16 protein-coding genes and 1 tRNA gene are annotated in these 25,049 nt (G+C 68.4%); 6 read left to right on the plus strand and 11 right to left on the minus strand.

All coding sequences use genetic code 11. The annotated features are described in order from the left end of the window. Window positions 1–45: 45 nt before the first annotated feature. Window positions 46–2,133, minus strand: a complete 2,088-nt coding sequence (locus HHAL_RS08600) for an ATP-dependent helicase (protein ID WP_011814494.1) — start codon at window positions 2,131–2,133, stop codon at window positions 46–48. A gap of 3 nt (window positions 2,134–2,136) precedes the next feature. Then, entirely contained in the window at window positions 2,137–2,697 is a 561-nt protein-coding gene (locus HHAL_RS08605) for a YceB family lipoprotein (RefSeq protein WP_041595134.1), read from the minus strand. A 410-nt stretch (window positions 2,698–3,107) separates the two neighbouring features. On the opposite strand from HHAL_RS08605, the gene HHAL_RS08610 reads away from it, so the two are divergent. The 3 genes from HHAL_RS08610 to HHAL_RS08620 are packed head-to-tail and all read left to right on the plus strand — an operon-like array spanning window position 3,108 to window position 8,430. Further along, a complete protein-coding gene (locus HHAL_RS08610) occupies window positions 3,108–4,379 on the plus strand; it encodes a metallophosphoesterase family protein (protein WP_011814496.1) in 1,272 nt (423 codons plus the stop codon). Continuing rightward, a complete protein-coding gene (locus HHAL_RS08615) occupies window positions 4,376–7,918 on the plus strand; it encodes an AAA family ATPase (protein ID WP_011814497.1) in 3,543 nt (1,180 codons plus the stop codon). Before HHAL_RS08610 ends, HHAL_RS08615 begins: the two co-directional genes overlap by 4 nt. 2 nt (window positions 7,919–7,920) lie before the next feature. After that, window positions 7,921–8,430, plus strand: coding sequence for a SprT family zinc-dependent metalloprotease (locus HHAL_RS08620; protein WP_011814498.1), 510 nt, complete (start codon window positions 7,921–7,923; stop codon window positions 8,428–8,430). A gap of 21 nt (window positions 8,431–8,451) precedes the next feature. Here HHAL_RS08620 and queA read toward each other — a convergent pair whose 3' ends face one another. Together queA and HHAL_RS12710 are read right to left on the minus strand one after the other, a co-directional pair. After that, the gene (queA, locus tag HHAL_RS08625; RefSeq protein ID WP_011814499.1) at window positions 8,452–9,489 is read right to left on the minus strand and encodes a tRNA preQ1(34) S-adenosylmethionine ribosyltransferase-isomerase QueA; all 1,038 of its coding nucleotides are present in this window, start codon (window positions 9,487–9,489) and stop codon (window positions 8,452–8,454) included. Next, window positions 9,486–11,507, minus strand: coding sequence for a methyl-accepting chemotaxis protein (locus tag HHAL_RS12710; RefSeq protein WP_011814500.1), 2,022 nt, complete (start codon window positions 11,505–11,507; stop codon window positions 9,486–9,488). Before HHAL_RS12710 ends, queA begins: the two co-directional genes overlap by 4 nt. A 174-nt stretch (window positions 11,508–11,681) precedes the next feature. On the opposite strand from HHAL_RS12710, the gene HHAL_RS08635 reads away from it, so the two are divergent. Continuing rightward, window positions 11,682–11,767 (plus strand) — tRNA-Leu (locus tag HHAL_RS08635). A gap of 37 nt (window positions 11,768–11,804) precedes the next feature. Here HHAL_RS08635 and HHAL_RS08640 read toward each other — a convergent pair. Next, on the minus strand, window positions 11,805–14,054 hold the full coding sequence (locus tag HHAL_RS08640; RefSeq protein ID WP_011814501.1) for a putative bifunctional diguanylate cyclase/phosphodiesterase: 2,250 nt from the start codon (window positions 14,052–14,054) through the stop codon (window positions 11,805–11,807). Window positions 14,055–14,162: 108 nt separating this feature from the next. Then, entirely contained in the window at window positions 14,163–16,733 is a 2,571-nt protein-coding gene (locus HHAL_RS08645; RefSeq protein ID WP_011814502.1) for a CheR family methyltransferase, read from the minus strand. A 108-nt stretch (window positions 16,734–16,841) separates the two neighbouring features. On the opposite strand from HHAL_RS08645, the gene HHAL_RS08650 reads away from it, so the two are divergent. Both HHAL_RS08650 and HHAL_RS08655 read left to right on the plus strand, forming a co-directional pair. Further along, window positions 16,842–19,247, plus strand: coding sequence for an ATP-binding protein (locus tag HHAL_RS08650; RefSeq protein ID WP_011814503.1), 2,406 nt, complete (start codon window positions 16,842–16,844; stop codon window positions 19,245–19,247). Then, on the plus strand, window positions 19,240–20,085 hold the full coding sequence (locus HHAL_RS08655; protein WP_011814504.1) for a universal stress protein: 846 nt from the start codon (window positions 19,240–19,242) through the stop codon (window positions 20,083–20,085). Before HHAL_RS08650 ends, HHAL_RS08655 begins: the two co-directional genes overlap by 8 nt. On the opposite strand, the gene HHAL_RS08660 is transcribed toward HHAL_RS08655, so the two are convergent. The 5 genes from HHAL_RS08660 to HHAL_RS08680 form a co-directional block, all read right to left on the minus strand. After that, on the minus strand, window positions 20,082–20,870 hold the full coding sequence (locus HHAL_RS08660; protein WP_011814505.1) for a hypothetical protein: 789 nt from the start codon (window positions 20,868–20,870) through the stop codon (window positions 20,082–20,084). The two genes, HHAL_RS08655 and HHAL_RS08660, sit on opposite strands and share 4 nt — an antisense overlap. Continuing rightward, window positions 20,867–21,922 carry a hypothetical protein gene (locus HHAL_RS08665; RefSeq protein ID WP_011814506.1) on the minus strand — a complete coding sequence of 352 codons (1,056 nt, stop codon included), beginning with the start codon at window positions 21,920–21,922 and terminating at the stop codon, window positions 20,867–20,869. Before HHAL_RS08665 ends, HHAL_RS08660 begins: the two co-directional genes overlap by 4 nt. A gap of 18 nt (window positions 21,923–21,940) precedes the next feature. After that, the gene (locus tag HHAL_RS08670) at window positions 21,941–23,041 is read right to left on the minus strand and encodes a hypothetical protein (protein ID WP_041595135.1); all 1,101 of its coding nucleotides are present in this window, start codon (window positions 23,039–23,041) and stop codon (window positions 21,941–21,943) included. An 83-nt stretch (window positions 23,042–23,124) separates the two neighbouring features. Continuing rightward, window positions 23,125–24,513 (minus strand): magnesium transporter, encoded by a 1,389-nt coding sequence (mgtE, locus tag HHAL_RS08675; protein ID WP_011814508.1) that lies wholly within the window; start codon window positions 24,511–24,513, stop codon window positions 23,125–23,127. Next, window positions 24,498–24,896 carry a nuclear transport factor 2 family protein gene (locus HHAL_RS08680; protein ID WP_041595136.1) on the minus strand — a complete coding sequence of 133 codons (399 nt, stop codon included), beginning with the start codon at window positions 24,894–24,896 and terminating at the stop codon, window positions 24,498–24,500. Before HHAL_RS08680 ends, mgtE begins: the two co-directional genes overlap by 16 nt. Window positions 24,897–25,049 lie beyond the last annotated feature (153 nt).

Genomic DNA, 25,049 nt, shown 5'->3' on the forward strand with positions numbered 1-25,049 from the left:
CGCGAGCCCTGAGCCTAAGCACTGCGCCGAGCGGCGTAAACGGATTCAGTCGGTGACGACCTCGTGGCCCTGCAAGGCGGCCAGGTAGTCGCCGACCACCCGGGTGCGCAGCCGCTTGTCGGGCGTCTCGCCCCGATGCAGCGCCGCCCCGGCGGCGATCGAGTGCTCCGGCTGCGCCTCGGCCAGAAAGCGCGAGGCCACCGCCCGGTGCGGATCAAACTGCTCGGCCCGCCCACCGCGCAGGGCCCGCTCCAGCCGCGGATCTTGCGGGTGCACCAGATACAGCCGGTGCTGCGCGCGGGTCACCGCCACGTAGAACAGGCGGCGCTCTGCCTCCAGATCCGCCGCGGTGGCCTCTCCGACGCCGTAGGGGAAGGTACCCTCGGCCAGACCGGGCACGATGACGACCGGCCACTCCAGCCCCTTGGCCCGGTGGATCGAGGTCACGCGCACGGCCTGCTCCGGCGGGGCGTCCTGCCATTGCGCCGAGCGGGCGATGAGTTCGTCGCACCGCTCCAGGAACTCGGTCAGCCCCCATCCTCCGCTGGCAGCAAAACGGCGCAGGGCATCGACCATCATGCTGCGATCCGTGGCTGCCTCGGCGCTGGGCGAGCCACTGGCGATGGCCTCGTAGAGCGACAGTTCCGAGACGATCTCATCCAGCACATCCGCCACCGGATCGTCGCCATGGAACGCCCCCAGACACTCGAGCGAGGCCACCCGTTGGCGCAGCCGTCGACCCTTCCAGCGCGGCAGGTCTTCGGCCGCCCGGGACAGGCTGCGGATCAGCGGCAGCCGTGCATCGGCGTACCCCTGAGCGACCGCCTGTGCCTCGGGCCGGCGCAGGCCGGCTACCGGCAGCATCAGCATCTCGGTCAGCAGCTCGGCCGGCCCAGCGCCGTCCGGCAGGGGGTCACGCAGGAGCCCCGCGGCATGGCGCAGATAGCCGAGCAACGCACGAACCTCCCGCCGCTGGAACAGCCCCGCACGCCCCTCGAGACGCAATGGCACGCCGGCCTCGAGGAGTTCCAGCTCCAGCGGCGCGGCCAGACTGTAGAGGCGCACCAGCACCGCCACATCGGACAACCGACCTCCGGTCGCGCGGTGCTCGGCGAGGATGCGCCGATAGAGTTCCGGATCGCTGTCGGTACAGCGACGAACCTCAGTGGCCGGATTCCGGGGCGCGGCCAGGCACAGCTTGCCATCCCGCTGCCGATTGCGGACCACCGTGTGATTACCCAGCAGCGCCACCGCATGACCGAAGCGGAACGTATGCGGCAGGGTATAGCTGGCAGCCCCCGGGAAGTCCTCGTCGAAGCGGCGCACGATGTACTCCGGTCGCGCCCCCCGCCACTGGTAAACGCACTGATCCGGATCCCCGACGACCATCACCGCGGCACGGTCACCGGCGATGCAACGGATCAGCTGCTGCTGAGCCTCGTTAACGTCCTGATACTCGTCGATGATGACGTGGTCGAAGTGGTTCCGGAACCGCCGCGCCAGGGCATCATCCGCCAGCAGGGCCTGGACCGGCTCGTGGATCAGATCGTTGAGCAGACGCACGTTTTGATCATCGCGCAACGCCTCGAAGCGGCGGAACGCCTCCAGGTAGTGGCCGGGGAGTGCCGCTCCCAGCAGGCGGGGCGCCTCGGCGTGGATGACGGCCGCCTCGCGGGTGTCCGCCTTGACCACGTCGACGAAGGCCAGGAACGCGTCGACGGCCTCGTCCTCCACGGCCTCCGCCTCGTCCCGGTTCTCCAGCGCCGCCTCCAGCGCCGTGCGGGCCAGCTTGCGGGCCACCCAGTCGGCGCTCTCCAAGCGCCGCCGCGGCACCACACCCTCGGCCTCGAGTCGCTGCAACAGCCGATATCCGGCACTGTGGAATGTCTGTACCGAAACCCGGGCCTGGCAGCCGGCCTCCCGGATGGCTACGGCCAATCGCCGCTCGAAATCTTCGCGGGCCGAGCGATTGAACATCAGGACCCGGATGCGCGCCGAATCGGCGCCGCGGCGCAGCAATTCCACCACCCGCGCGACCAGGGTCGCTGTCTTGCCGGAACCGGCCGCAGCACTGACCCGGGCGTGCCCACCCGGGTGCTCGATGACCTGCCGCTGTTCGGGGGTTAAAGCCACGGGTTAGCGCGGCCTGAGGACCAGACGGCCCGGCTCGACCCGTACCTCTGCGGGGACCCGGCCCAGCACCCGTCCGGTGGCGCTCTCGCGCTCGATCTCGTAGACCGGGGTCCGCTCCAGGTGCTCCCCCACCAGCCCGACCACCGGCTCGACCAGCTCCGTCACCTCACCGTTGAACCAACGCGACTCCACCCGGCTGCTCACCAACTCCAGCTCCCGGATATAGATGGCCCCGTCTTCATGCTCGTAGTCCGGCAAGCCGCGCAGTCGCAGGGCCACACCAGCCGATTCCTGCCCCATCAACAGATCCACGCCGGCCCGCCCGAGGATATCGAGCTGGATCCGGTCCGGCGCCTCTTCCGGTCCGAGGGTCACATCGGCCGTCCGCACGGAGAAGTCGAAGGCCGCCAGCGGACTCTGCAGGCGCACGTCCTGCAAGGCTTCCAGGCGTGTATCCAAGTGCGCCTGGACCTCGTCCTGATTGACCGAATAACTCACCAGCTGCGCGCAACCGCCCAGGATCATGAGCAGCAGCGCGAGCAGCGCACCATGCAGCGCTCGCATCGGGGATCGCTGACGATTCAATAGAACCACCTCCTTTCGCGAGGCCAGGGGCGGGATGGCACAACGCGCATCCGACGCCGGGGAGGCACCCAGTATAAAGGGTTTCGGCAAGGAGGCGGGCGTTGGGCGGGGCGGTCGTCCTTGACCACCCCGCCCCTTGCCCCTACATTCGGGAAGGAAACTGCCGCGGGATCTCCCTATCCCGCACCCCTATCGGGCTCTCACTCCGTTTTTCCGGGGGTCGGCAACGTCCTTTTGCCGAATGCGGGGTTAACGGTACCCGAGCCCCTGCCCCCTGGGGATGGGAAGATGCCATTCTATGCATAGGATTGCATCTGACCATCGGCAAGCCGTCCTTGCCACCTGCCAGTGTTAGCATGGAGGATGCATTGACCCTGTCATGGAGAGCCGTGCCTGTACGCATCCTTGCCATCGGCGACCTGCACCTGGGGCGCCGCCCGAGCCGTGTCCCGGCGGCCGTGGACCCTGCCGGCCGTCTAACCCCTGCCGCTGCCTGGGCGATGTGCGTCGAGCGGGCCGTCCGCGAAGGCGCGGACGCCGTCGTGCTCGCCGGCGACGTGGTCGAGGACAGCGACGACCTCTACGAGGCATTCCCCGATCTGCGCCGCGGCGTGGAGCGGCTGGCCGACCACAACATCCCCGTTGCCGCCGTCTCCGGCAATCACGACGGTGCCGTCCTGCCCCGCCTGGCTGAGAGCCTCCCGGCCTTCCGACTGATCGGCCAGGGCGGCACCTGGGAGGCCATCGAGCTGGCCGGGGTCGAGATCCTCGGCTGGTCTTTCCCCGGTACCACCGCACCGGATAGCCCCCTCGCCACCCCCGTCCCGCAACGTGGCGGTAACCAGCCGCGCATCGGGCTGCTCCATTGCGATCGCGACCAGACCGGCAGCCGTTACGCCCCGGTGCGCTCGGCGGACCTGCAGGCAGCGGACAGCGATGCCTGGCTACTGGGGCACATCCACCGCCCGGACGCCCTGGCCGGACCGCGCCCCATCGGCTACCTGGGCAGCGTCCTCGGCCTCGACCCCGGAGAGCCAGGCGCCCGCGGCCCGTGGTGGATCCGGGTCGACGGCCCCGGGCACATCGAAGCCGAGCACATCCCGTTGGCCCCCCTGCGCTGGGAGCCCTTGACGGTCAACGCCGACGGGGTCGAGCACGCCGATGACCTCCACCCCCGGGTCATGGCAGCCCTGGACGAACTCCACCTGGCCCTGAGCCGCTCCGGCGCCGAGCCCCAGGCGGTCGGCTGCCGGCTGCAGATCACTGGGCGCCCATCAGCCGGAATCGCCATCGAAGCACGACTGCAGGAGACCGGACTGGCCGAACTCCACGAAGTCCGCGACGGCGTGCACTACTTCATCGAGGCCGTACGCATGGCGACGGAGCCGGCGCTCGACCTGGAGCGCCTAGCCCAGGGCAGCGACCCGGTCGGACTCCTGGCCCGGCGCCTGCTGATCCTGCGCCGCGACCCGGGGGACCGCGAGCGTGCCGAACTGATCCGCCGCGCCCGACCGGAACTCGAGGCCGTCACCCGCCAGCGCACCTACTGGGGCCTGGAGCCCTCGGACCTGGGCGAGGCCCGCATCGCCGAGGTCCTCGAACAGGCCGCCCGACGCGCCCTGGAACACCTTCTGACCCAGGACCGGGAGACCGCACCGTGAGACTGCGCCGGATCCAGATCCTGCGTCTGCCCGGGATCGACCCGGGCTTCACCGTAGAGGGCATGGGCGACGGGCTGCAGTTGATTGTCGGCCCCAACGCCTCGGGCAAGAGCAGTCTGATCCGCGCCCTGCACGCCCTGCTCGAACCGGGCCGACGCATGACCGGCACGGTGCACCTGGAAGCGGACATCGACACGGCTACCGGCCCGATGCAGGTGGTCAGGATCGGCGACCGAGTCACCTGGTATCGGGATGGCGCCCCGGCCGATCCGCCTGCACTGCCGCCCCCACACCTGCTCGACTGCTACGCCCTGCAGGTGGAAGGGCTCACCGATCCGGGTGCCACCGACGCCGAGATCGGTCGGGCGCTCGTCCGCGAGCTTGCCGGCGGCTACGATCTGGCCGCGCTGACCGCCCAGCGCGGCCCGTTCCATATCAAGCGCAATCACGGCGAAACCGAGGCACGTACCCTGGAACAGGCACGCAGCCAGTGGCGGGAGCGGCGGCAGGAACATGAAGCCCTGATCGCCGACGAGCAGCGCCTGGCCGACCTGGAAACGGCTTACCGGGCTGCCGAGCAGGCCCGGCACGAGGCCGAGCAACTGCGTCAGGCCGCCGAGCTGGCGGCGGCCCGGGCCGAACTGGAACAGATCGATGACCGGCTGGCCCATTTCCCGGCCGAGATGAACCGGCTCCATGGCGACGAACTCCAGCGCCTGGAACAGGAAGAGGCAGCCCTTGCCCGACTCCGCACCGAGCAAGAGAAACTCGCCGAGGCGGAACGGGCCGCCACCCGACAACTGACCGAGACCCGACTGCCCGAAGCCGCCCCCGATGCCGAGACCCTGCAGCGCCACCGCCAGCTGCTGCGCGAACTCAGCGAGCGCGAGCGGGAGTGCCGCCAGGCCGAGGAGGATATCGCGGCCGCCCGGCAGCGGCAGCAGGAACTCGCCGAGGCCCTGGGCGTACCAGAACCCGCCGCCGTGCGCATCGACCCGACGGCGCTGCGCACCCTGGAGGAGCAGCTCGAACCATACCAGCGCGCCGAGGCGGAACTGACGGCCCTGGATCGGGAGCTGGCCCGCCTCTCCGACCCGGACCACCCCCGCCTGCCCCGGGCAGAGACCGTGCGGACCGGCCGCCGCGAACTCATCCACTGGCTCAGCGCCCGCAAACCGCCCCGCCCGGGGATCCTGGGCGGTACCGCCGGGGTACTGGGCATGGCCGCACCGCCGACGCTGGTCGGCACCCTACTGTGGCTGGAGCCACAGTGGCAGTGGCATCCCGGCTGGGTGGCAGCGGGCCTGGGTGCCACCGCTGCCCTGAGCTACGCGGCCAGCACCGTACTCCGCGCCCCGCAGGCCGACGCCCTGCGCGACGCAGCCCGCCGGCGCTACCCCACCGAGCTGCCCCAGCCCAGCGCCTGGGAGCACGACCCCGTGGGCACCTGCCTGGAGCAGCTCGATACCCTGCTCCACGCTGCCGAGCGGCGCGAGCAGCACAGCCAGCGCGCCGCCGAACAGCAACGGTGCAAGCGGGAGTTGCAGCGGCTGCGCGAGGATCTCTCGCGCCGCGCCCGCCAGCTCGGCGGCGACGGCAACCGGTTGGCAGCGAGCACCCTGCATTACCTGCAGAGCCTGCGCGACTGGAACCAGGCCGCCGCCGAGCGGGCCGAGGCTGAGGCCCGGCGCGAGGCGCGCCAAGGCGAAGCCGAGCGCCTGCGCACCGAGGTCAGCGGCTTTCTCACCTCCTGGCACTCCTTACCCCCGGACGGCAGCGACGACGTTGAGGCCCTGATCGCCGCCGTCGACGGATTGGCCAACCGAGCCCAACAGCGCACCGAGGCGCTTCGCCAGCACCAGGACGTGGAGCGATGGCGAGCCGACCTCCTGCGGCAAGTCGACGAGCGGCGCGCGGCCATCGAGCAGCTGTTCGCCCGGGCCGGCCTGCCCGACGGGGATCGGGACACCCTCCGCCAGCGCCTGGAGCAGCGCCCCGACTGGCAACAGCTCCAGGAACATCGCCACCAGTGGCAGGCCGAGGCACAAGCGGCCCGCCGCGCCCTGGCCGATGCCAACGAGCTGCTGCAGCGCGCCGAGCAGACCTCCGCCGAGACCCTGCACGCCGAGGCCAGCGATCGCCTGGCACGGGCCGGCGACGCACAGCAGATCAGCGAGACCATCGGTTCAATCCGCCAGCGGATTCACTACGTCCAGCAGACACGCCCGCTGGAGCACACCCGCGCCGAGATCCAGCAGGCCGGCGATGCACTGGCCGAACGGCTCGACGAGGCACTGATCGCCTGCGCGGGCCGCTGGCTGGTGGACGACGTCCGCCAGGAACACACCAGCGAGCGCCGGCCCGACGCACTGCGCCGCGCCGAGGGGTGGCTGCACCGGTTCACCGACTACCGGTACACCCTGCGCTTCCTTCCCGACGCCGAGGGCAACGGCCGGTTCCTGGCCCACGACCAGCATGCCGGCGCCGACCGCAGCCTCGCCGAACTGTCCACGGGCACGCGCATGCAGCTGCTGCTCGCCGTCCGGGTCGCCTTTGCGCTGGAAGCGGAACGCGGCCGAGAACCCCTGCCCCTGTTCCTCGACGAGGCCCTCACCACCACCGACCGCGAGCGCTTCAGCGCCGTGGCCGAGGCGCTGGCCACCCTGGCCGAGGAGGATCGGCGACAGGTCTTTTACCTAAGCGCGCAGGCCGCCGAGCCACAGCTCTGGCATCAAGTCGGCATCGACCCACCGGTGATCGACCTAGCGGAAGTCCGCCGCCTGGCCCGGGGCAGCGCCTCCGCCGAAGGCCTCGCGCTGCCGCCCCGTCCGACGCCCGCGGAGCCCCAGGACCACACCGCTGCAAGCTACGGAGCCGCCATCGGTGCCCCCTGGATCGACCCCTGGCAGGACATCGGTCAGGTCCACCTGTTCCATCTGCTGCGTGACGACCTCGAGCGATTGCACCGGATTCTCAACGCCGGTTTCGAGTATCTGGGCCCGCTGCGCGGCCTGCTGAGCAGCGACGCTGCCCGGACCCTCTTCACCGAGGAAGAGGCCAACGATCTGCGGGTCCGGCTTGTCGTCGCCGAGGCGTGGCAGGAGGCCTACACCATCGGTCGCGGCTTCCCCATCGACCGCGCCACCCTGGCCGCGGCAACACCGATCGCCGGCAGCACCCTGCGTGATGACGTGGCCCAACTGGCCGAGACCCACGGCGGCGACGCCGCCGCCATCCTCGAGGCATTGCAGAACAAGGCAGTCTCCGGGTTCCGGACGCGCAAGATCGGCGAACTCCGCGACTGGCTGGAACAGCACGGCTATCTCGACCCGCGCCCACCCAGCCGCCGCGAGGACCGGCTGCAGCGCGCCTTGGTCGCCGCCGGCGGGGCGATCCACGAGGGGACCGTCACGACCAGCCAGGTTCGGGGCTGGGTCGATCAACTGGAGGCTGGGCTGGCGCCGGAGGGCGACGGGGCAGCGGCGACCCGGGCACTGGCCACCTCCACGCAACGGGGAACGGCGGAGGCCCCCTCGTGAGCATGCCAACCTCGGTAGCCGAGCGCGCGCGGTTTGTGGAACGGGAAACCCGGACCTGGTGGGACCGGTTCGGGACCACCTACCCGCGGCTCAACCGGGTAGCCACCCCCAAGGTCGAGTGGCTGCGCCGCGGCTCGACTGCCGGGCGGGCCGACCTGCGCCGCTGGGTAGTCGCGTTCAACCGCCCCATGCTCCGGCGCGACGACGGGTTCCGCATCATTCTACCGGATACCGTGGTCCACGAGCTGGCCCACCTGGCCGCCTTCCACCTCTACGACAGCCGCGGCCACGACGCCGCCTGGCGCGGGATGATGGAGCGCATGGGCGTCCCGCCACGGCGCACTCACGACCTGGATGTCACCGGCCTGCCCGGCGTCCAGCGCCGCTGGCGCTACCGCTGCGGCTGCGGCGAGGTGCAGCTGAGCACCACCCGTCACAACCGCATCCTGCGCGGCACGCAGATCTACCGCTGCGCCCGCTGTCACCGGCAGCTCGAACGCGCCGAAGACTAGCCGCACCCGTGCCCAGACGGATCAGATCAGCAGCATGGCATCGCCGTAGCTGAAGAAGCGGTACTCTTCGGCCACGGCGTGACGGTAGGCGGCCATGACCGATTCGTAGCCGCCGAAGGCGCTGACGAGCATCAGCAGCGTCGACTCGGGCAGGTGGAAGTTGGTGAGCAGTCCGTCCACGGCCCGGAAACAGTACCCCGGAGTGATGAAGAGCCGCGTCTCGCCACTGTAAGGTGCCAGCTGGCCGTCCGCCGCGGCACTCTCCAGGGCCCGCACCACCGTAGTCCCCACGGCCACCACCCGGCCGCCGCGCTCTCGGGTAGCGTTGACAGCGGCCACCGTCTCGGCGCTGACCTCCAGCCACTCGGCGTGCATGGTGTGGGCACTCAGATCATCGCTCTCCACCGGGGCGAACGTCCCGGCACCCACGTGCAGCGTCACCCGAGCCGTCCCCACCCCGTCGGCGCGTAACCGCTCGAGCAGGGCGTCATCGAAGTGCAGCCCCGCCGTCGGCGCGGCGACGGCCCCCGGGCGGGCGGCGAAAACGGTCTGGTAGCGGGTGCGATCCTCGTCGTCGTCCGGCCGGCGGATATACGGCGGCAACGGCACGTGGCCGACCCGCTCCAGGTAGTCCCACAGGCTTTCGACCAGCCCAGCCAGCTGCAAACGGAAGAAGCGGCCCTCGCGCTCGAGCACCTCGGCCTGCACCCCGTCGGCCAACCCCAGCCGGCCGCCGGGCTTCGGGGTCCGGTTGGCACGCAGCTGACAAGTGATCAGCCCCGCGTCCGGATCTTCCACCCGCTCGATCAAAACCTCGACCCGCGCCCCGGTGGGCTTGGCCGCCTCGAGCCGGGCCGGGATCACACGTGTGTCGTTGAGGACCAGCAGGTCCCCGGCGCGCAGATAGGCCGGCAGGTCGGTGAAGCGCCGATCGGCCAGCGCCCCGCTATCGGTGCGCAGCACCAGCATCCGGCTAGCGGCGCGTTGCGCCGCCGGCCGATGGGCGATCAGCCGCTCGGGCAAGGCGTAGTCAAAGTCACTGCGGCGCCACTCGGTCACGATGACGGGCCACCCTCTGTCACCTTGAACTGCTGCACCAACTCCTGCAGGGCCTCGGCCTCACGCCGCAGCTGCTGGGCGGTCTGCGCGGCCTGGTTGACGCCGCCGCTGGTCTGCTGGGTGACCTGATTGACCGCATCCACATTCTGCGCGATCTCGGCGGCGACATTCGACTGTTGCTCGGCGGCCGTCGCGATGGACTGCACGTTCTCGGCGACGCTCTGTGCCTTCTCGACAATTCGTTGCAGGGCCGCCCCGGCGGCCTCGGCCTGCCCCAGACCGTCGTTGACCTGCCCGGAACTCTGCTGCATACCCTGCACGGCGGTGTCGGTGCGCTCCTGGATCTGCTGCAGCGCCTCGGACACCTGCTGTGTGGCATCCACCGTCCGCTGGGACAGGGAGCGTACTTCGTCGGCAACCACGGCGAAACCGCGCCCCTGCTCACCGGCACGGGCCGCCTCGATGGCAGCATTGAGAGCGAGCAGGTTGGTCTGTTCGGCGATGCCGTCGATCATCGAGATGATCTCGCCGATCTGCTCGCCACTGTGTCCAAGGGCGGTCACCGCCTCGCCGGCACGCTCGACGCTGGCGGCGACCTCCTGCATCCGGGTCACCAGACCTTGGACCGTTTCTCGACCATCGGCGGCCGTCTCCCCGGCCTGCACCGCCGCACTAGCCGCCTCGCTGGTCTGGCGCGAGACATCGTGGATCGAACTCGACATCTCCTCGATGGCGCTGGAGACCTGCTGCGTCTGATCCGACTGCTCGGTCATGCCCGACTCGATCTGGGCATTGCTAGCGGCAATCCGCGCAACGCCGTCGGTGACATCCCGGCTCGCCCCGGAGAGCTGCACGATCATGCCGTGGATCCGATCCATCAGGCGGTTGAACCAATAGCCAACGTCACCCAGTTCATCGGCCCGGCGCTCGTCGACCCGGCGGGTCAAGTCGCCCTCACCCTCGGCGATGTCGCGCAGGCCATGGACCAGCTGGCCCAGCGGCTGGGTCAGTGATCGCGTGGTCCACGCCGCGATACCGAAGGCCAGGAGGCCGACCAGAAACAGCCCGATGCCCAGGGTCGCCCCGGCCTCGCGGACCACGCCGACGACCCCCTCACTGGCCCGCTCGCCATTCTCGGCGGTATGATTGGCCAGATCCACCACCGCCCCGAGGGCCTGCTCGCTGGTCTCGGCCCGCACATGGCGCAGCTCGGCCAGCGCCTCCTGCGCCTCGGCCAGTCCGGTGGCGTAATCCTGGTACTCGATAATCGCGTCGTTGATCTCCTCGAGGATCTGTTGCTCCTGCTCGTCAGCGGCGTTGGCGCGCAGGATACTGAAGTGCACCTGGACCTGCCCGAACCCCGGCAGGGCGCCCTGCAGCCGTATCGGATCGCGGGTTTCCAGAGACTGCAGGGCGGCACGGTGGATGTCCCCGGTAACCACGCGGATCTCGTTCAGGCGCGAGAGATCCTGCAACCGGCGGGTGCGTACGTCGGCAGCGCTCTGCCCGGCGGGCGCCCGGAAATCCGCCGCCTGGGCGTCCTCGACCCGCTCACGCTGCTCATCCAGCAGGTACTGCGTCTCTTCCAGGGCGATGGTAGCTGAGCGCATCAGCCCGTCCCGCTCCTCCCGCAACCGCCCCACGGCATCCTCCGTGGCATCGGTGGCATCGCGGTAGGCCCCCATGGCGGCCTCGGCGCGCTCGGCAAACTCGGCCATGCGCCCGTGACTGCCGGCTCGCACCTGCTCGATCTGCGCTACGGCCGCATCGTGGGCCTCTGCGGCCCGCTCCGCAGCCTCGGGTTGGTGGGTCAGACCGTACTCCTGCCAGCGCTCGGCGCTCTGCTGCACATATGCCTCGATCTGCCGTGCCGCCAGCAGCTCGGGCAACACCTCCTCGCGGAGCTCCGTAGCGTGGTCGTCAATGGTCCCCAACTGCCATACCGCCACGGCACCCAAAGCACCGGCCAGACCGATGACCAGACCGAACCCCGTACCGAGCTTCCATCGGATGCGCATACTGCTCTCCCTATCACCCCGCCGCGACCGCAGCGCCGCAGCCATGCCTCAGAACGCGCGATAAACTACGCGACTGACTCCGTCATCACCAGTGGCGACCACCTGCGGCTTTCCTTGAGCTTGAAACACCGGCACCTGGCTAACGCGGCTCGGCGTGATACACTTGTGAGCCGTGCCGGGATGGCGGAACTGGTAGACGCGCTCGACTCAAAATCGAGTGGGCTTCGCCCATGTGGGTTCGAGTCCCACTCCCGGCACCATCTGTGACCCTCCCTTGGATCCATCCGAGCCGGCGTATCAGTGTGATTGCGGGGGCTTTTGTGTGCCCCGGATCAGCGCCTCGAAATCCTCGGCTTCGAGGGGGGCGCTCAGGAGGGAGCCCTGGATGCGTTGGCAGCCCTGCTCCTGCAACCAGGTCAACTGCCGCTGGGTCTCCACGCCCTCAGCTACAGTCCTCAGCCCCATCGCCTCGGCCACGGCGAGGCTGGCCCGGACGATCGCCTCGGCGTCCTCATCCTGACCCAGTCCAGCCACGAAGGATTGGTCGATCTTGAGTTCGGCCAGCGGGAGTTGCTTGAGGTTCACCAAGGAGGTGAAGCCAGTCCCGAAATCGTCGATGGCCAGGGCGATGCCACCCTCATGGAGCCGACGGATCTCCTCCGGGACGACCCCGGCACGCTCAGAGAGCGTACCCTCCGCGAACTCCACCTGGAGCTGCTCGGCGGCAACGCCGTAGCGAGACAGGATCCGGAAGAGCCGCTTGGTCCAATGCCCCTGCCGAAAGCTCTTGGCCGAGACATTGAACGAGATGGGAGCAGGGGGCGCATGGCCTGCCGACCATGTATTCAGCTGTTCACACAATAGCTCCTCCACGCGTCGATCCAGCTCCAGGATCAGATCGGAACGCTCAGCAATGGGGATGAACCGCCCCGGACTGATCGGTCCGGATGCGGGGTCGTGCCAACGCAACAGGGCCTCCGCCCCCACCACCCGGCCGGGGTCGCTGGCGTCGAACTGGGGCTGATAGACGAGGCGCAGCTCACCTTGCGTGAGGGCCCGGCGCAGCGCCTCCTCCAGGGCAGTATCCTTAAGGAGACGCTGGTGCAACCCAGACTCGCACAGCCGCAGCCGGTTGCGGCCATCCTCCTTGGCCCGGTACATGGCCATATCGGCCGCCTTGCACAGGGTGTGCACATCCTCACCATCGCGCGGATACAAGGCCAACCCGGCACTGGGCGTGGCCTGCAGCTCCCGGCCATCGACCACGAAGGTACCACCGAGGCCCTCCACTAGGCGCTGCGCAATGGATCCAACCTCCTCGGGGTCGCAATCGGTGAGCACCACGGTGAACTCGTCGCCACCGATCCGCGCGACCGTATCCACATCCCGCACCAGTTCGCCCAGTCGCTCAGCCACCTGGACCAGGAGCTCATCCCCCACCTCGTGCCCGAGGGTGTCATTGATGGTTTTGAAGTGATCCAGATCCAGGAACATCAGACCCACTTGCCCCTCATGGCGCTGGGTCTGAGCAATAGCCTGCTGAAGCCGGTCCTGGAACAGGCTGCGGTTGGGCAACCCGGTCAGGGGGTCGTGGTTGGCCAGGTACTCGCTCCTGCTGTGGGCATCCTTAAGCTGAGTGATATCCGAAAAGACCGCCACGAAGTGCTGGGGCTGGCCCGTGGCGTCATCGATACGGTTGATGGTGAGCCACTCCGGGTAGAGCTCGCCGCCTTTGCGGCGGTGCCAGATCTCGCCTTGCCAGTAGCCTGAACGGTCCAGGCTCTCCTGCTTCTCCTTATGGAAGGCCTCGCTGTGCCGTCCGGAGTCGAGCAGGGCACACACGGTGTTGCCCAGGGCCTCTCCCTCGGTATACCCCGTGATTCGGGTAAAGGCGTTGTTAATGGTCTGGACGTGACCGTCTGGGTCCGTCACCACGATCGCGTCGCCGGCATCCTCGAACACGCGGGCGGCGATCCGAAGCTGCTCCTCCGAGCGCCGACGCTCCGTAATATCCATCAGGGCACATCGGAACCGGCAGGGGCTCCGATCGGCGGTGGGCTCCACCGAGCTCTCCATCCGCACCGCGCAGGAGGCTCCTTCCGCCCAGGCCAGGGTCAGTTCGACGGCCTGTGGGGCTCGAGCAGCAGTCAGAGCGCGCCAGTGCAGGTAGAGCGCATCCTGGGCATCCACCGCCACGAAATCAGAGAGGAGCTGGCCCGTCAGATCGCCCCCCGGGGCCAGGAGATCCGCGGCCGCCCGATTGGCCTCCCAGATCCGGCCCTCGTCGTCCAGCAGGAGATAACCCACCGGAGCCCGCTGGAACAGGTCGTGGTAGCGGTCTAGGGCGGTTTCCAGTCGGTCTCGAGCCTGCTGCAGCTCCTCGTTCTGGATCCTCAGCTCCTGCTGGTGCAGTTCCAGCTCCGCCACCAGGGACTGGGTATCCGCACGGCTCCAGTCGGAGACGTCCGTCACCCTCCGCTCCAGACGCCGACGCGCCGCTTCCCGCAGGGCCTCGGGTGAAAGGGTTCTCCGCTCGTCTTCGCCCATCAAAGGGGGTTCCTTTAAGGCCATCTCATTGTCAGGACTTCCGTTACGCGACATCCATGTCGAGCGGGATCAGAGCCACACTGTCTTTCGAGTCTAGGCGCCGGGTACTCAGGTGCAAGCAGACTGGAAGGTGCAGACCACCCCGCGGATCACGTTCCGCGTACTGCGGTAGGGCTGGATGCGCAGCAGATACCAATCGCCGCCATCGGACTGCACCTGCACCTCGTGGGGGATCAGGGTGTCGAGAACGGACTCGGCATCCGCCACTAGGCCGTCATACCGCAAGCTGGTCTTCAGATCGGCCACCGGCCGGCCGATGTCCGCCGGGCGCACGGCGATCAGCTCCTGCACAGGGGTCGTAAAGCGTTTGATATTCAGGGCTTCGTCCAGAAACAGCGTAGCGATGTGCGTGCTGTCCAGAAGGTTCTTGAGGTCGTCGTTGGTCTCGGTCAGGTCGTCCACCCGGACCTGGAGTTCGGCGTTGACGCTGCGCAGCTCTTGGTTGAGCGACTCCACCTCCTCCTTGGCGACCTCCAGTTCCTCGTTGCTGCTCTGGAGCTCCTCATTCATCGACTGAAGCTCCTCATTCATGGATTGGAGCTCTTCATTGGTAGACTGCATCTCATTGACCGCTACCTGCTTATCCTGGCGGGCGTTTTCCAGCTCTCGCCTCAAACGCCGCTCGGCCTCAGTCCCTGGACCCTCGGACTCCGCCTCCGACTCGGATCTCGGCTCAAGCTCCACCCCAAGGGACGCCACCTCCGTACCCGCCTCCGAATACAAGGTCACGAGGCGAAACCCCTTCAAGGCGGCAGGCGTGTGGATGCGGCGGACTTCAAACCGGAGCCACTCCGGATCGGCATCATCGTCGGTCTGGATCTGAACCCTCTGGCCCACCTCTTCTGCCCGGCCACGCGCCACCTCCTCCAGGGCTTGGCTCAGCGGAGCCCGCAGCCCGGGCCGCGCCATCTCCACCAGTTGGTTCTGGACCGGGCCGTGAGCGGGCTCCAGGAAGCGACCGGTGCGCCCGTGGATGTACGCCACCTCGCCGCGGTCGTTGACCACCACTGACGGTGGCGCAAACCGCAGGGCAAGGAGACGTTCCACGTGGTGGGAGAAACCCTCCCCGTCACTGTTCGCCGCGGGCGCGGCTGTACTCTGCACCGGCAGGCTGCGCGCAAAGCGGCGGGGTCCGGGCATGTCAAGCAGGTTGGTCCGTGCCGCATCTTCGGCCACCCGGTAGATCCGATCCTCTTTGGCCTCAACCTCGAAGGCTTCGCTCGCCTGATCCGGACTCTCGGAAGGCCCCAGGAAGAGGAGCCCGCGGTCACGCAGGGCGTAGCGGAACAGGGCCAGGAGGCGCATCTGATGGTCCCGTTCCAGGTAAATCAGAAGGTTACGGCAGGTTATCAGATCCATGTGGGTGAACGGCGGATCCTGCAGCGCATTGTGGTCGGCAAAGATCACCATGTCCCGCACTTCCCGGACGATCCGGTAGGTATCGTTCTCAGCGGCGAAATACCTCCGCAAACGCTGGTGGGTGAGGTCGTCGGCAATGCCGGCCGGATAACGCCCCACTCGGGCCGTCTCGATGGCAGCCTGATCGACATCGGTGGCGAAGATCCGCACCTCCGGGGCCTGTTCCCAATCCGCTAGGCATTCCCGGATGAGAATGGCCAGGGTGTAGGCCTCCTCGCCGGTGGCACAGCCCACCACCCAGGCCCGGAACTCGCCCCCCCTGTGCGCGGCTCGCCGCAGCATGCCTGGTAGCAGTTCCTCCGACAGGGTGGCCCAGGCCCGGGGATCCCGGAAGAAATTGGTGACACTGATCAGGAAATCCTGGAACAGGCGGTTGAGTTCCTCGGGATGGGACTGCAGGTGGATCGAGTAGGCGCGCGGATCGGAAATCTGCAAGAGGTCCATGCGCCGCTCCAGGCGCCGCTCGAGCGTGCTGGTCTTGTAACCCGAGAAATCGTGACCGGTGCAGTGCCTGACTTGTCGAAGGATCGGGCCCAGAACCTCTTCGGGGATCGTGCGGCGACGACTCGACGGCGCACCCTGGCGCTCGCTGCGGGCCCCGAGATAACCGACCAGGGTCGCAGGCATATCCGCCGGGGCTAGCACGTAGTCCACCTGCCCCGTGGCGATGGCATTGGCCGGCATGTCGCCGAACTCAGCGGTCTTCGGATCCTGAGCCATAACCATGCCCGACTGGGACTTGATGGCCTTGACCCCAAGGGTGCCGTCACTACCCGTGCCGGACAGGACAACGGCCAGTCCACCCTGTCCCGCCTCCTCGGCGAGGGAGCGGAAAAAGGCATCAATGGGATAGGGGGCGCCACCTCCAGGGCGCGTTTCCGTTGCTCGCGACCGGATCAGCTGCCCCTGCCGGAGGGCCCAGCCGTCCTCCGGCAGGGCAATGTAGATGCGGTCCGGGCCCAGGGTCTCCCCCTCTTCGACCATCTGCACGGGCAGCTCCGTCTGCCGCTCCAAGATCTCGGGGAGCAGGCTTCGCTGACCGCTGGGGTGGTGAGTGATGATGACGTAGGCTGCCCCCGAGTCCGTCGGCAGGTGGGCCAGGAAAGCCTGCAGGGGCTTGAGGGATCCAGCCGACCCGCCGATCGCTACGATCGGGATCGGTAAGGGGTCCAGTGGGCGGCGGTCAGTCGGTGGGGGCATGGGCGGATCCTGGATCCTCGGTCAACGGTCTCTAGCCTTGCCATACCCGCATAATTGCGGCCTCATGGCAATATCCGCGACGGCCCACGCTAAGGATGGGAGATGAGCATGGCTGCACCCGAGCCCCTTTCACTGGAGCGCCTGTACCGGGTCTGTGATCCGGAGCAGCTCGGTTTTCGCACCACCGAGGAGCTGGCGGGCATGGACCGCCCACCCGGGCAGGAGCGGGCCTTGGAGGCGATGGATCTGGGCGCGAACATGCGCGCCCCGGGCTTCAACCTCTTCGTCATGGGCCCGGAGGGCGACGGCAAGCTGGAGATGGTCCAGCGCCTACTGGCCGAACGCGCCGCTCGCGAGCCGACGCCCTCGGACTGGTGCTACCTGAACAACTTCGACGAGCCCACACAACCCCGCCTTCTGCGGCTACCCCCGGGCCAAGGGGCACGCTGGCGCCACGATCTGGAGCAGCTGATCGAGGAGCTGCGCAGCACCATCCCGGCCACCTTCGAGAGCGACGAGTACCAGAACCGGCTGCAGGAGCTGCAGCAGCAGCTCAACCGCCGCCAGCGTGAGGCCTTCGAGACCATCCAGAAGGAGGCCGAACAGTACGACGTCACCCTGCTGCAGACGCCCTCGGGATTCAGCTTCGCCCCGGTGAAGGATGGCGAGGTGATCGAGCCGGAACAGTTCCAGCAGCTACCCGATGAGGAGCGCAAGCGCTACCAGGAGGCCATCGAGTTCCTGCAGGAACGACTGCAGTCCGTGGTGCAGCAGATCCCCAAGTGGCGCAAGGAGATCCAGCAGCAGGTCCGCAAGCTCAACGAGGAGATGACCCTGCTCGCGGTCGGTCAGCGCATCCAGGAGCTGCGCCAGCGCTACGGCGAGCTACCGGTGGCGGCGGCCCATCTGGACGCCATCCGCAACGACATCATCGAGCACGTGGACGCCTTCCGCTCCGGGGAGCAGGACCACGTGGAGTACATCCTCGGCCGCTACCGGGCCAATCTATTACTCGCCCACGATCCAGCCGACGGCGCCCCGGTGGTCTACGAGGACATGCCCACCCACCAGAGACTGGTGGGTCGAACGGAGCACCACGTCCATCAGGGCGCCCTGCTCACCGACTTCAATCTGATCCGCCCTGGCTCGCTGCATCAGGCCAATGGCGGTTACCTGGTCGTGGACGCCCACCGCATCCTCACCCAGCCACTGGCCTGGCCGTCGCTCAAGCGCACCTTGTCTGCCGGAGAGATCCGCATCGAATCCCTGGAGCAGGTCCACGGCTTCTGGACCACCGTCACCCTGGAGCCGGAGCCGATGCCGCTGCGTACCAAGGTGGTGCTGCTCGGCGACCGGATGGTCTACTACCTGCTCTCCGCCTACGACCCGGACTTCCCGGAACTGTTCAAGGTTGAGGCCGACCTGGAGGACGACCTCCCCCGGGACACCGAGACCCAGCAGCTCTACGCCCGCATGCTCGCCACCCTGGTTCGGCAGCGCCGTCTGCGCCACCTGGACCGCTTCGCCGTGGCGCGGGTGATCGAGCACGGCAGCCGCATGGCCGATGACAGCGAGCGGCTGGCCGCCGGCGGGCGGGCCATCACCGATTTACTGCAGGAGGCGGATCACTACGCCACCGGCGACGGCGCCGAGATCATCGGCCAGGATCACATCGAGCGCGCCCTCGCCGCCCAAGAGCGCCGCGCCGGGCGCATCCGCGATCGCAGCCAGGAGACCATCGAGCGCGGCACCCTGGTGATCCACACCGAGGGGCACCACACCGCCTCGGTCAACGGGCTCTCGGTCCTGCAGCTGGGCGATTTCGGTTTCGGCCGTCCGACACGGATCACCGCCACCGCCCGCCCCGGGCGCGGGCAGCTGGTGGATATCGAGCGCGAGGCCAAGCTCGGTGGCAAGATCCACTCCAAGGGGGTGATGATCCTCTCGCGCTTTCTGGCCAGCCGCTTCGCCCCGGAGGGCGACCTGTCGCTGTCGGCAAGCCTCGCCTTCGAGCAATCCTACGGCGGAATCGACGGCGACAGCGCGTCGGTGGCCGAGCTCTGTGCACTCTTCTCGGCCATCGGCCGCGTCCCACTGGATCACGGCATCGCCGTCACCGGCTCGCTGAACCAGCTTGGCGAGGTCCAGGCCGTGGGCGGGGTGAACGAGAAGATTGAGGGCTTCTTCGAGGTCTGTCGGCGGCGCGGGCTGACCGGGCAGCAGGGCGTGGCGCTGCCGGCAACCAACGTGCCGCATCTGATGCTGCGCCAGGAGGTGCGCGATGCGGTGGCCGCCGGGCAGTTCCACATTTACCCGCTGAGCCGCGTGGACGAGGCCCTGGAGCTGCTCACCGGTCTACCCGCCGGTGTCTGCGACGACGCCGGCGAGTACCCGCAGGGGTCGGTGAACCGCGCTGTCGCCGACCGCCTGGTGCAGTTCGCCAAGAGCCAGCGTCGCCGCGGCGACGGCGACGCCGGAGACACCCCGGACACCGCGGAGGATGACGATGACTGAGCACACGCCGGAGCGGGGGACGCCGCGCCGGGTCGTGGTCCTGCTGGATGCCTCGCGCGCCAGCCTGGAGGCCCTCGAGGCCGCCGCCGAGATAGCGGCCCACCGTCGGGCCGAACTGCTGGCGATCTTCGTCGAGGAGGAGGCCCTGCTGCGCTGCGCCGGATACCCCTGGGCCCGCGAGGTGGGCCTCTCCGGGGCCACCCGCCCCCTGGAGACCGACATCGAAGAGCAGCGCATGCGCACCCGCGCCGAGGAGATCCGCCGCGCCTTGGCGTACACCGGTCAGCGCCGGGGCGTGCACTACCGCCTGGAGGTCTGCCGGGGCGGGGTCGTCCGCGAGACCCTCAGTCTGGTCGACCGCGATGACCTGCTGATACTCGGCAAGGTGGGCTACGCCCGCGCCCGCGGGCTGCGCATCGGCTCCACGGCCCGCGCCATCGTCTTCGGCACGCCGGGGCCGGTGATGGTCTTCGAGCGGCCAGTGCGGCCCCGGACGGGACACGGCGTGGCCGTGGTCGTCGAGCCCGGCGAGCCGGGCGTCGAGACGCTGACCCGTGCCGCCGCCCTGCTCGGCGAGAGTGAGACCCTGGCCCGGATCATCCCCGACCACACTGCCCCCTCACCCCCTGGCGACAACCCGACCCGCGCCTGGGCGGCCCGACACTGCCCCGACGCCCAGTGGCTGACGCCCGCCGGGTCGCCGACGGCCCTGGCCCGGCACCTCAGCCACGCCCCCGTGGACAAGCTGATCATCAGCCGCCGCAGCGCCCTGCTGGCCGAGCACAACACCCGCTCGCTGATCGAGACGGTGCAACTCCCGGTGCTGGTGGTGCCCTAGTCGCCGCCGCGCGGCCCCGGTGGCGCCGGTGCCCGGGCGGCCGCCTGGTACTCGTACTCGATCTCCGCCAGGCGGCGCTCGAACTCGGCGCGGAAGCCAGCCTCGACGCCCTCGATCTCCTGCTGCTTGGCGCGGCGGCAGCCGGCGATCAGGCCGCTGTCCACGGCGCGGGAGCCCGGCCGTACCGCCGGGAAGATCAGCACCCCGGTCAGCGCGTGCTCATCCAGCCAGGCCAGCTGGCGTAGCGCCTCGGGAACCAGCTCCGGGTCGGCCTCGGCGGCGGTGCTGCGGTGGAGCCACAGCACGCGACCGGGGCCACGCCCCTCGAATCCGAAGCGCCGGCGACCCGCCCCGCGCCCGCTATCGGCCTCCCGCAACCAGCGCGCGGCACTGCCCTCGGCAAGGACCTCGTCTACCTGACGGATCAGCCCCTGCGCTTCGTCCAGCGCCGTCGCGTAGGCCTCTAGATTGCGGTGGGCCACTGCCACGCACGCGCCGGCGTAGCCCGCCCGGCGGCTGGCATCGAGGCGGCGGACCAGCGTGCCGATGAGATCCAGCCGACCACCGGGCTCGGGATCGGCGCCATCCTGGTAGCGCACCACGCGGCGGAAGACCACTTGCTCCTTGGCCGCCGGCAGCGCATGGTCGTCGCCGCCGCGGCCGCGGAACTCCACCGCCTGGGGGAACCCGGCCAGCCCCGCCAGGGCGCCACTACCGTGGACCGTCAAGCCGCGCACCGTGGCGAAGGCGCACCGACCGAGGATCGCCGGCGCCCCTTCGGTCATAGGCGCAGCCACTCCAGGATCCGCTGCCACCAGGTCGGCCCCATCCGCCCGCCGCCGAACTGGCCGTAGATCCAGGCGAAGATGTCGCGGATATCGTCGTAGTCCGGCTCCTGCAGACGCGGCCCGTGCTCGCCGTCGGCCACCGTGCCCAGATGCAGGGCCATGAGCTGCACCCGATCCTGGTGAGTCCAGCCGTCGAGGATGCGGTAGGTGCGCGGCGCAAAGCGCTGCACGAAGGCCTCGCAGGCGTCGGCGCTGAGCTCCTCGTGACGGCGGTAGCGCTCGTCCCGCTCCTGCAGCCGCTGCAGGGCCTGTTCCGGCTTGGAGACCAGCACCGCCAGCGAAGTCCGCTCGCGCAGCGACGGGAAGTGCAGATCGAGGAAGGCGAGCAGGTTCTGGAAGAGGATGTCGTTCTCTTCGCCTTGCTCGGGATCGACCACCAGCACCAGGATCAACCGCAGCTGCTCGTTGGCGAAGTAGCGACTCAGGGTCTCGATCATGGCCGGGTCGCGCACCCGGTCGGCCACCACCTGGGTCATGAGCTCGCCGGAGGCCTCGAGGAAACTCAGATCCACCGGTTCGCCACCGCCCTGCAGCGGCCGAACCCGGAAGCTCAGCTCGCGGATGTCGCCCTCGTCCACCGGGTTCGCCGGCGGGAAGCGCCCCTGCCCCCAAATGCGCATCCATTCGTTGAAGATGGCCATCGGCTCCCAACCCTGGACGCTCTCCTCCGGGGTGATGAGCGGCTGGGCCTCGAAGGGGCCGATGTGGGTGACGTAGTAGGCCAGAAAGGACTGGAAAGTGGTCTTGCCGGACCCCGGGAAGCCGAAGGAGATCAGGTAATTGCCCTGGCGCTGGTCGATGTTGTCGTCGAGCAGCGCGCCGCGCTGCACCGGCTCCTCGTCGGCGGCCAGACGCTCCTCGGGGGACGGCCAAGGCGAAGGTGCCGGGGTGGGCCCCTCATCACCGGCCTCGGTGACGGGCTGCTCCTGCTCCGGTCGGCGCTCGTAATAGCGCCGCAACTGCCAGCGTGACTCCCTGGGTTCGACCACTGCTCCCCTCCTTGCCCGCTAGCGCGTGGCCACCCGATTACGGCCCCGCCCGGCTGCGCTGCCCCCCCGCGCGCCGGCCGCAGCCGGTGCAAAGATCAGCCAGGCGAAGAGCACCGGGGCCACATCGACGAACACGCCGAGGATCACCGACACCGCCGTCACCCCGGGATTGGGGCGATCCACAAAGCCGTCGCGCACACTGATGGGGATTTCACCGAGCTTGTCCAGGTCCGAGCGGATGACACGGTGCTGGACAACGGCCTCTTCGGGTAGGAGCACATTGGCGCGACGCTGCACCTCGCGCGAATGGGTACGCAGGTCGGCGATGATCTCGAAATCCCGATGCTCAAGCAGGGCACGATCACGCTGCTCCAGCTCCTCGGCCAGCGCCCGGTAGGGATCGTCGTAACGATCTAGAAGCCCATCGATCTGCCCGATCAGCTCTCGGGCCCGGTGGTACGCGGCGGGCACGACGCCGTTCTCGAAGTCGTTGATAACCGCCGCACGAAAGTGCTCATACCAGCGTTCGTTGGCCTCGTCGCCGGCGTCCGGCGACGGCACGGCGAGCTCTGTGGGCGTCCCACCAAGCTGGTCGTGGATCTCCTCGATATGCTCGCGGCAGCGCGCCCCGCAACCCGGGCGCAGCGGATCGTTGATCTGGGTGTCGAGGTTGTCGAGCGAGCGGGCCAATTCGCGCCGCTGTTCGGCCACCTGCTCGATGACCGGCGCATCGGCCAGTGCGTTGCGCGTCGCGGTAAGATCGTCGCGGAAGACCGAGAACTGGTCGCTGACCACGCGCTCGGCCATGTCGCGCTCCATGAAGTTGGTGTAGAGGAAGTTGTAGTTACTCGCGCCACTGAAAAAGGCAACGATGACAAAGAACGCCAGAGGCTTGAGCGGACTGCGCCCCTCGAGCCGAAAGCGGCGCAGCAGCATGTCGGTCCCGAACAGGAAGATGCCCAACAGGATGGCGAAGAAGATGGCCAGTTCCTGCAAGTGGCTATAGTAGCCGTAGTAAGAGAGGTAGACGCTGATCCCGACGCAGATGGCGGTCGCCACCACGTACATCAGGGTATAGAGACTGCGACCCGACATCGGCACGACCCGAACGGCGCTCATCTTGGAGCCTGAGCATGATCCCTTAGTCTCCTACGGCGCGGGGGCCCAAAGCTAGTACCCGCGTCATACCGGCGCGGCCGCCCCTACAGGCCGTAGATCAGGGAAGCGATGGCGAAGTAGTTCAGCACCCCGAGTACGTCGATCGCCGTGGTCACGAAGGGGCCCGTAGCCACGGCGGGATCGGCCTTCAACCGGACGAATAGCATGGGCAGCGAGACCGCCAGCAGCGCGGCACCGGTCATATTGGTCAGGATGGTGAGGCCGACGACCTGTCCGAGTTGAAGGCTGTCATACACCCAGAAGCCGTAGGCAGCCAGGATCACGCCGTAGAAGGCGCCCAGCAGCAGACCCACCCGTAGCTCCTTGAAGACCATAACCAAGGTATCGCGGGGGTTGATCGCCCCGGTAGCCAAACCGCGCACCGTCACGGTGGCCGACTGCACCCCGACATTGCCCGCCATGCCGATGATAATCGGGACGAAGGCACTGAGGATGATAACCTGGGCAAGCACCTCCTCGTACTGCCCGATGACTGCGGTGGCACCGAGCCCACCGAGGAAGGCGGCGAACAACCACGGCAGCCGCACGCCGGCAATGCGGAACACCGAATCGGTCAGCATCTCCGACTGGCGAGTACCGGCCATGCGCAGCATGTCCTCGGTGGTCGATTCGCCGATCACATCGATGATGTCGTCAACGGTGATGATGCCGACCAGCACGTCGTTGTCGTCGACCACGGGCAAAGCCAGTAGGCGATACTTGTCGAAGAGCCGGGAGACCTGCTCCTCCTCGGTGTCGGTGCGTACGCGGATCACCCGGCCGCTCATCACATCTGCCACTTGAGCATCGCTCGGCGCGAGCAGGAGTTGACGCAGCGAGATGACGCCGGTCAGCCGCCCCTCCTCTCCGGTCAGGAACAGGTAGAAGACCATCTCCGCGTCGGCGTAACCGCGCAGGGCCTCGATCGCCTCCTGCACCGTGCACGCCTCGGGCAACGAGAAAAACTCCGTAGTCATGATGCCGCCGGCGCTGCCCGGATCGTGGGCCAGCAGGGTATCGAGCTCGCTGCGACTTTCCGCATCCAGGGCGGACAGCGGATGGTCGCGCTGCTCATCGGGCAGAGCCTGGATCAGGTCGGTCAGGTCGTCCGGCCGGAAGTTTTCCAGCAACTCGGCCAGGTCCTTGTGCGGTAGCGCCTCAACGATCTGGTGCCGTATCGCCAGCGGCATCTTGTTGACGATCTGCGCAGCGTGGCGCAGATCGCTCACCGCCTGGAGCGTATCCACCACCTGCGGCACCGGCAGCTCGACCAGCACGGCGGCTGCATCGGCGGCGTGCAGACGGCGGATCAGTCGTTCCAGGGGGCGCCAGGATCCGCGCAGGTAGAGTTTGGTGAAGGTCTCGACCAAGCGGCGTTTGCGTTCATCGTAGACGCCTGGGTCCGCCGGAGCGGCAGCTAAATCGATTTGCACGGCTTCCCCTGGGGCTCCAAATCCTCGAACATCGACCAGTAGGCGTAGGCGTCGAAGATGGCCACGATGCGTAGGATGCGCCCTTGCTCGACCTGCGCCCAGTGGGCCAGGTCGATCTGTTGCTTGTCGGAGAGTTGGATGCAGTAGCGCAGGAAGTGGCAGACATCGGGACCGTCTACAAAGCACTTGACCACCTGCCGCTGCTGGACAATCGACCCGCCGACCATGGCGTGATCCAGCAGGTCTTCGGCCCGAGTGTAGCTGGCGATGGGACTCTCGTAGCGAAACCCCTGCCCGGCGAGGCAGGCGCGCGCGGCCTCGTAATCCCGGTCCTCGAGGGCCTGCAGATAACGCTCGACCGTCGCCTTCGGGTCCGTGCCCATGGACACTCTCCCTGATCCCATCTACCAGGGTGATGAAAAAGTCTTTTCATCACCCTGGTAGAAGCGGAACCCGCAGGTTCCGCTTGTTTTAAAAAGACCGAACTCACTGCTTTTCCAGGCTTGCCAGGAAAAGCTTCATCCTGGTCCACCGCG

Origin of the sequence: Halorhodospira halophila SL1 (assembly GCF_000015585.1) — a bacterium.
Classification (GTDB): Bacteria; Pseudomonadota; Gammaproteobacteria; order Nitrococcales; family Halorhodospiraceae; genus Halorhodospira; species Halorhodospira halophila.

Bases quoted from the DNA above. Each gene is read 5' to 3' on its own strand.
- HHAL_RS08670 (WP_041595135.1), bottom strand. From the start codon at position 23,041: ATGAGCGCCGTTCGGGTCGTGCCGATGTCGGGTCGCAGTCTCTATACC.
- HHAL_RS12710 (WP_011814500.1), bottom strand. From the start codon at position 11,507: ATGCGCATCCGATGGAAGCTCGGTACGGGGTTCGGTCTGGTCATCGGT.
- HHAL_RS08660 (WP_011814505.1), bottom strand. From the start codon at position 20,870: ATGACCGAAGGGGCGCCGGCGATCCTCGGTCGGTGCGCCTTCGCCACG.
- HHAL_RS08640 (WP_011814501.1), bottom strand. From the start codon at position 14,054: ATGGGCGAAGACGAGCGGAGAACCCTTTCACCCGAGGCCCTGCGGGAA.
- HHAL_RS08620 (WP_011814498.1), top strand. From the start codon at position 7,921: ATGCCAACCTCGGTAGCCGAGCGCGCGCGGTTTGTGGAACGGGAAACC.
- HHAL_RS08645 (WP_011814502.1), bottom strand. From the start codon at position 16,733: ATGCCCCCACCGACTGACCGCCGCCCACTGGACCCCTTACCGATCCCG.
- HHAL_RS08650 (WP_011814503.1), top strand. From the start codon at position 16,842: ATGGCTGCACCCGAGCCCCTTTCACTGGAGCGCCTGTACCGGGTCTGT.
- HHAL_RS08680 (WP_041595136.1), bottom strand. From the start codon at position 24,896: ATGGGCACGGACCCGAAGGCGACGGTCGAGCGTTATCTGCAGGCCCTC.
- HHAL_RS08655 (WP_011814504.1), top strand. From the start codon at position 19,240: ATGACTGAGCACACGCCGGAGCGGGGGACGCCGCGCCGGGTCGTGGTC.
- HHAL_RS08605 (WP_041595134.1), bottom strand. From the start codon at position 2,697: ATGCGAGCGCTGCATGGTGCGCTGCTCGCGCTGCTGCTCATGATCCTG.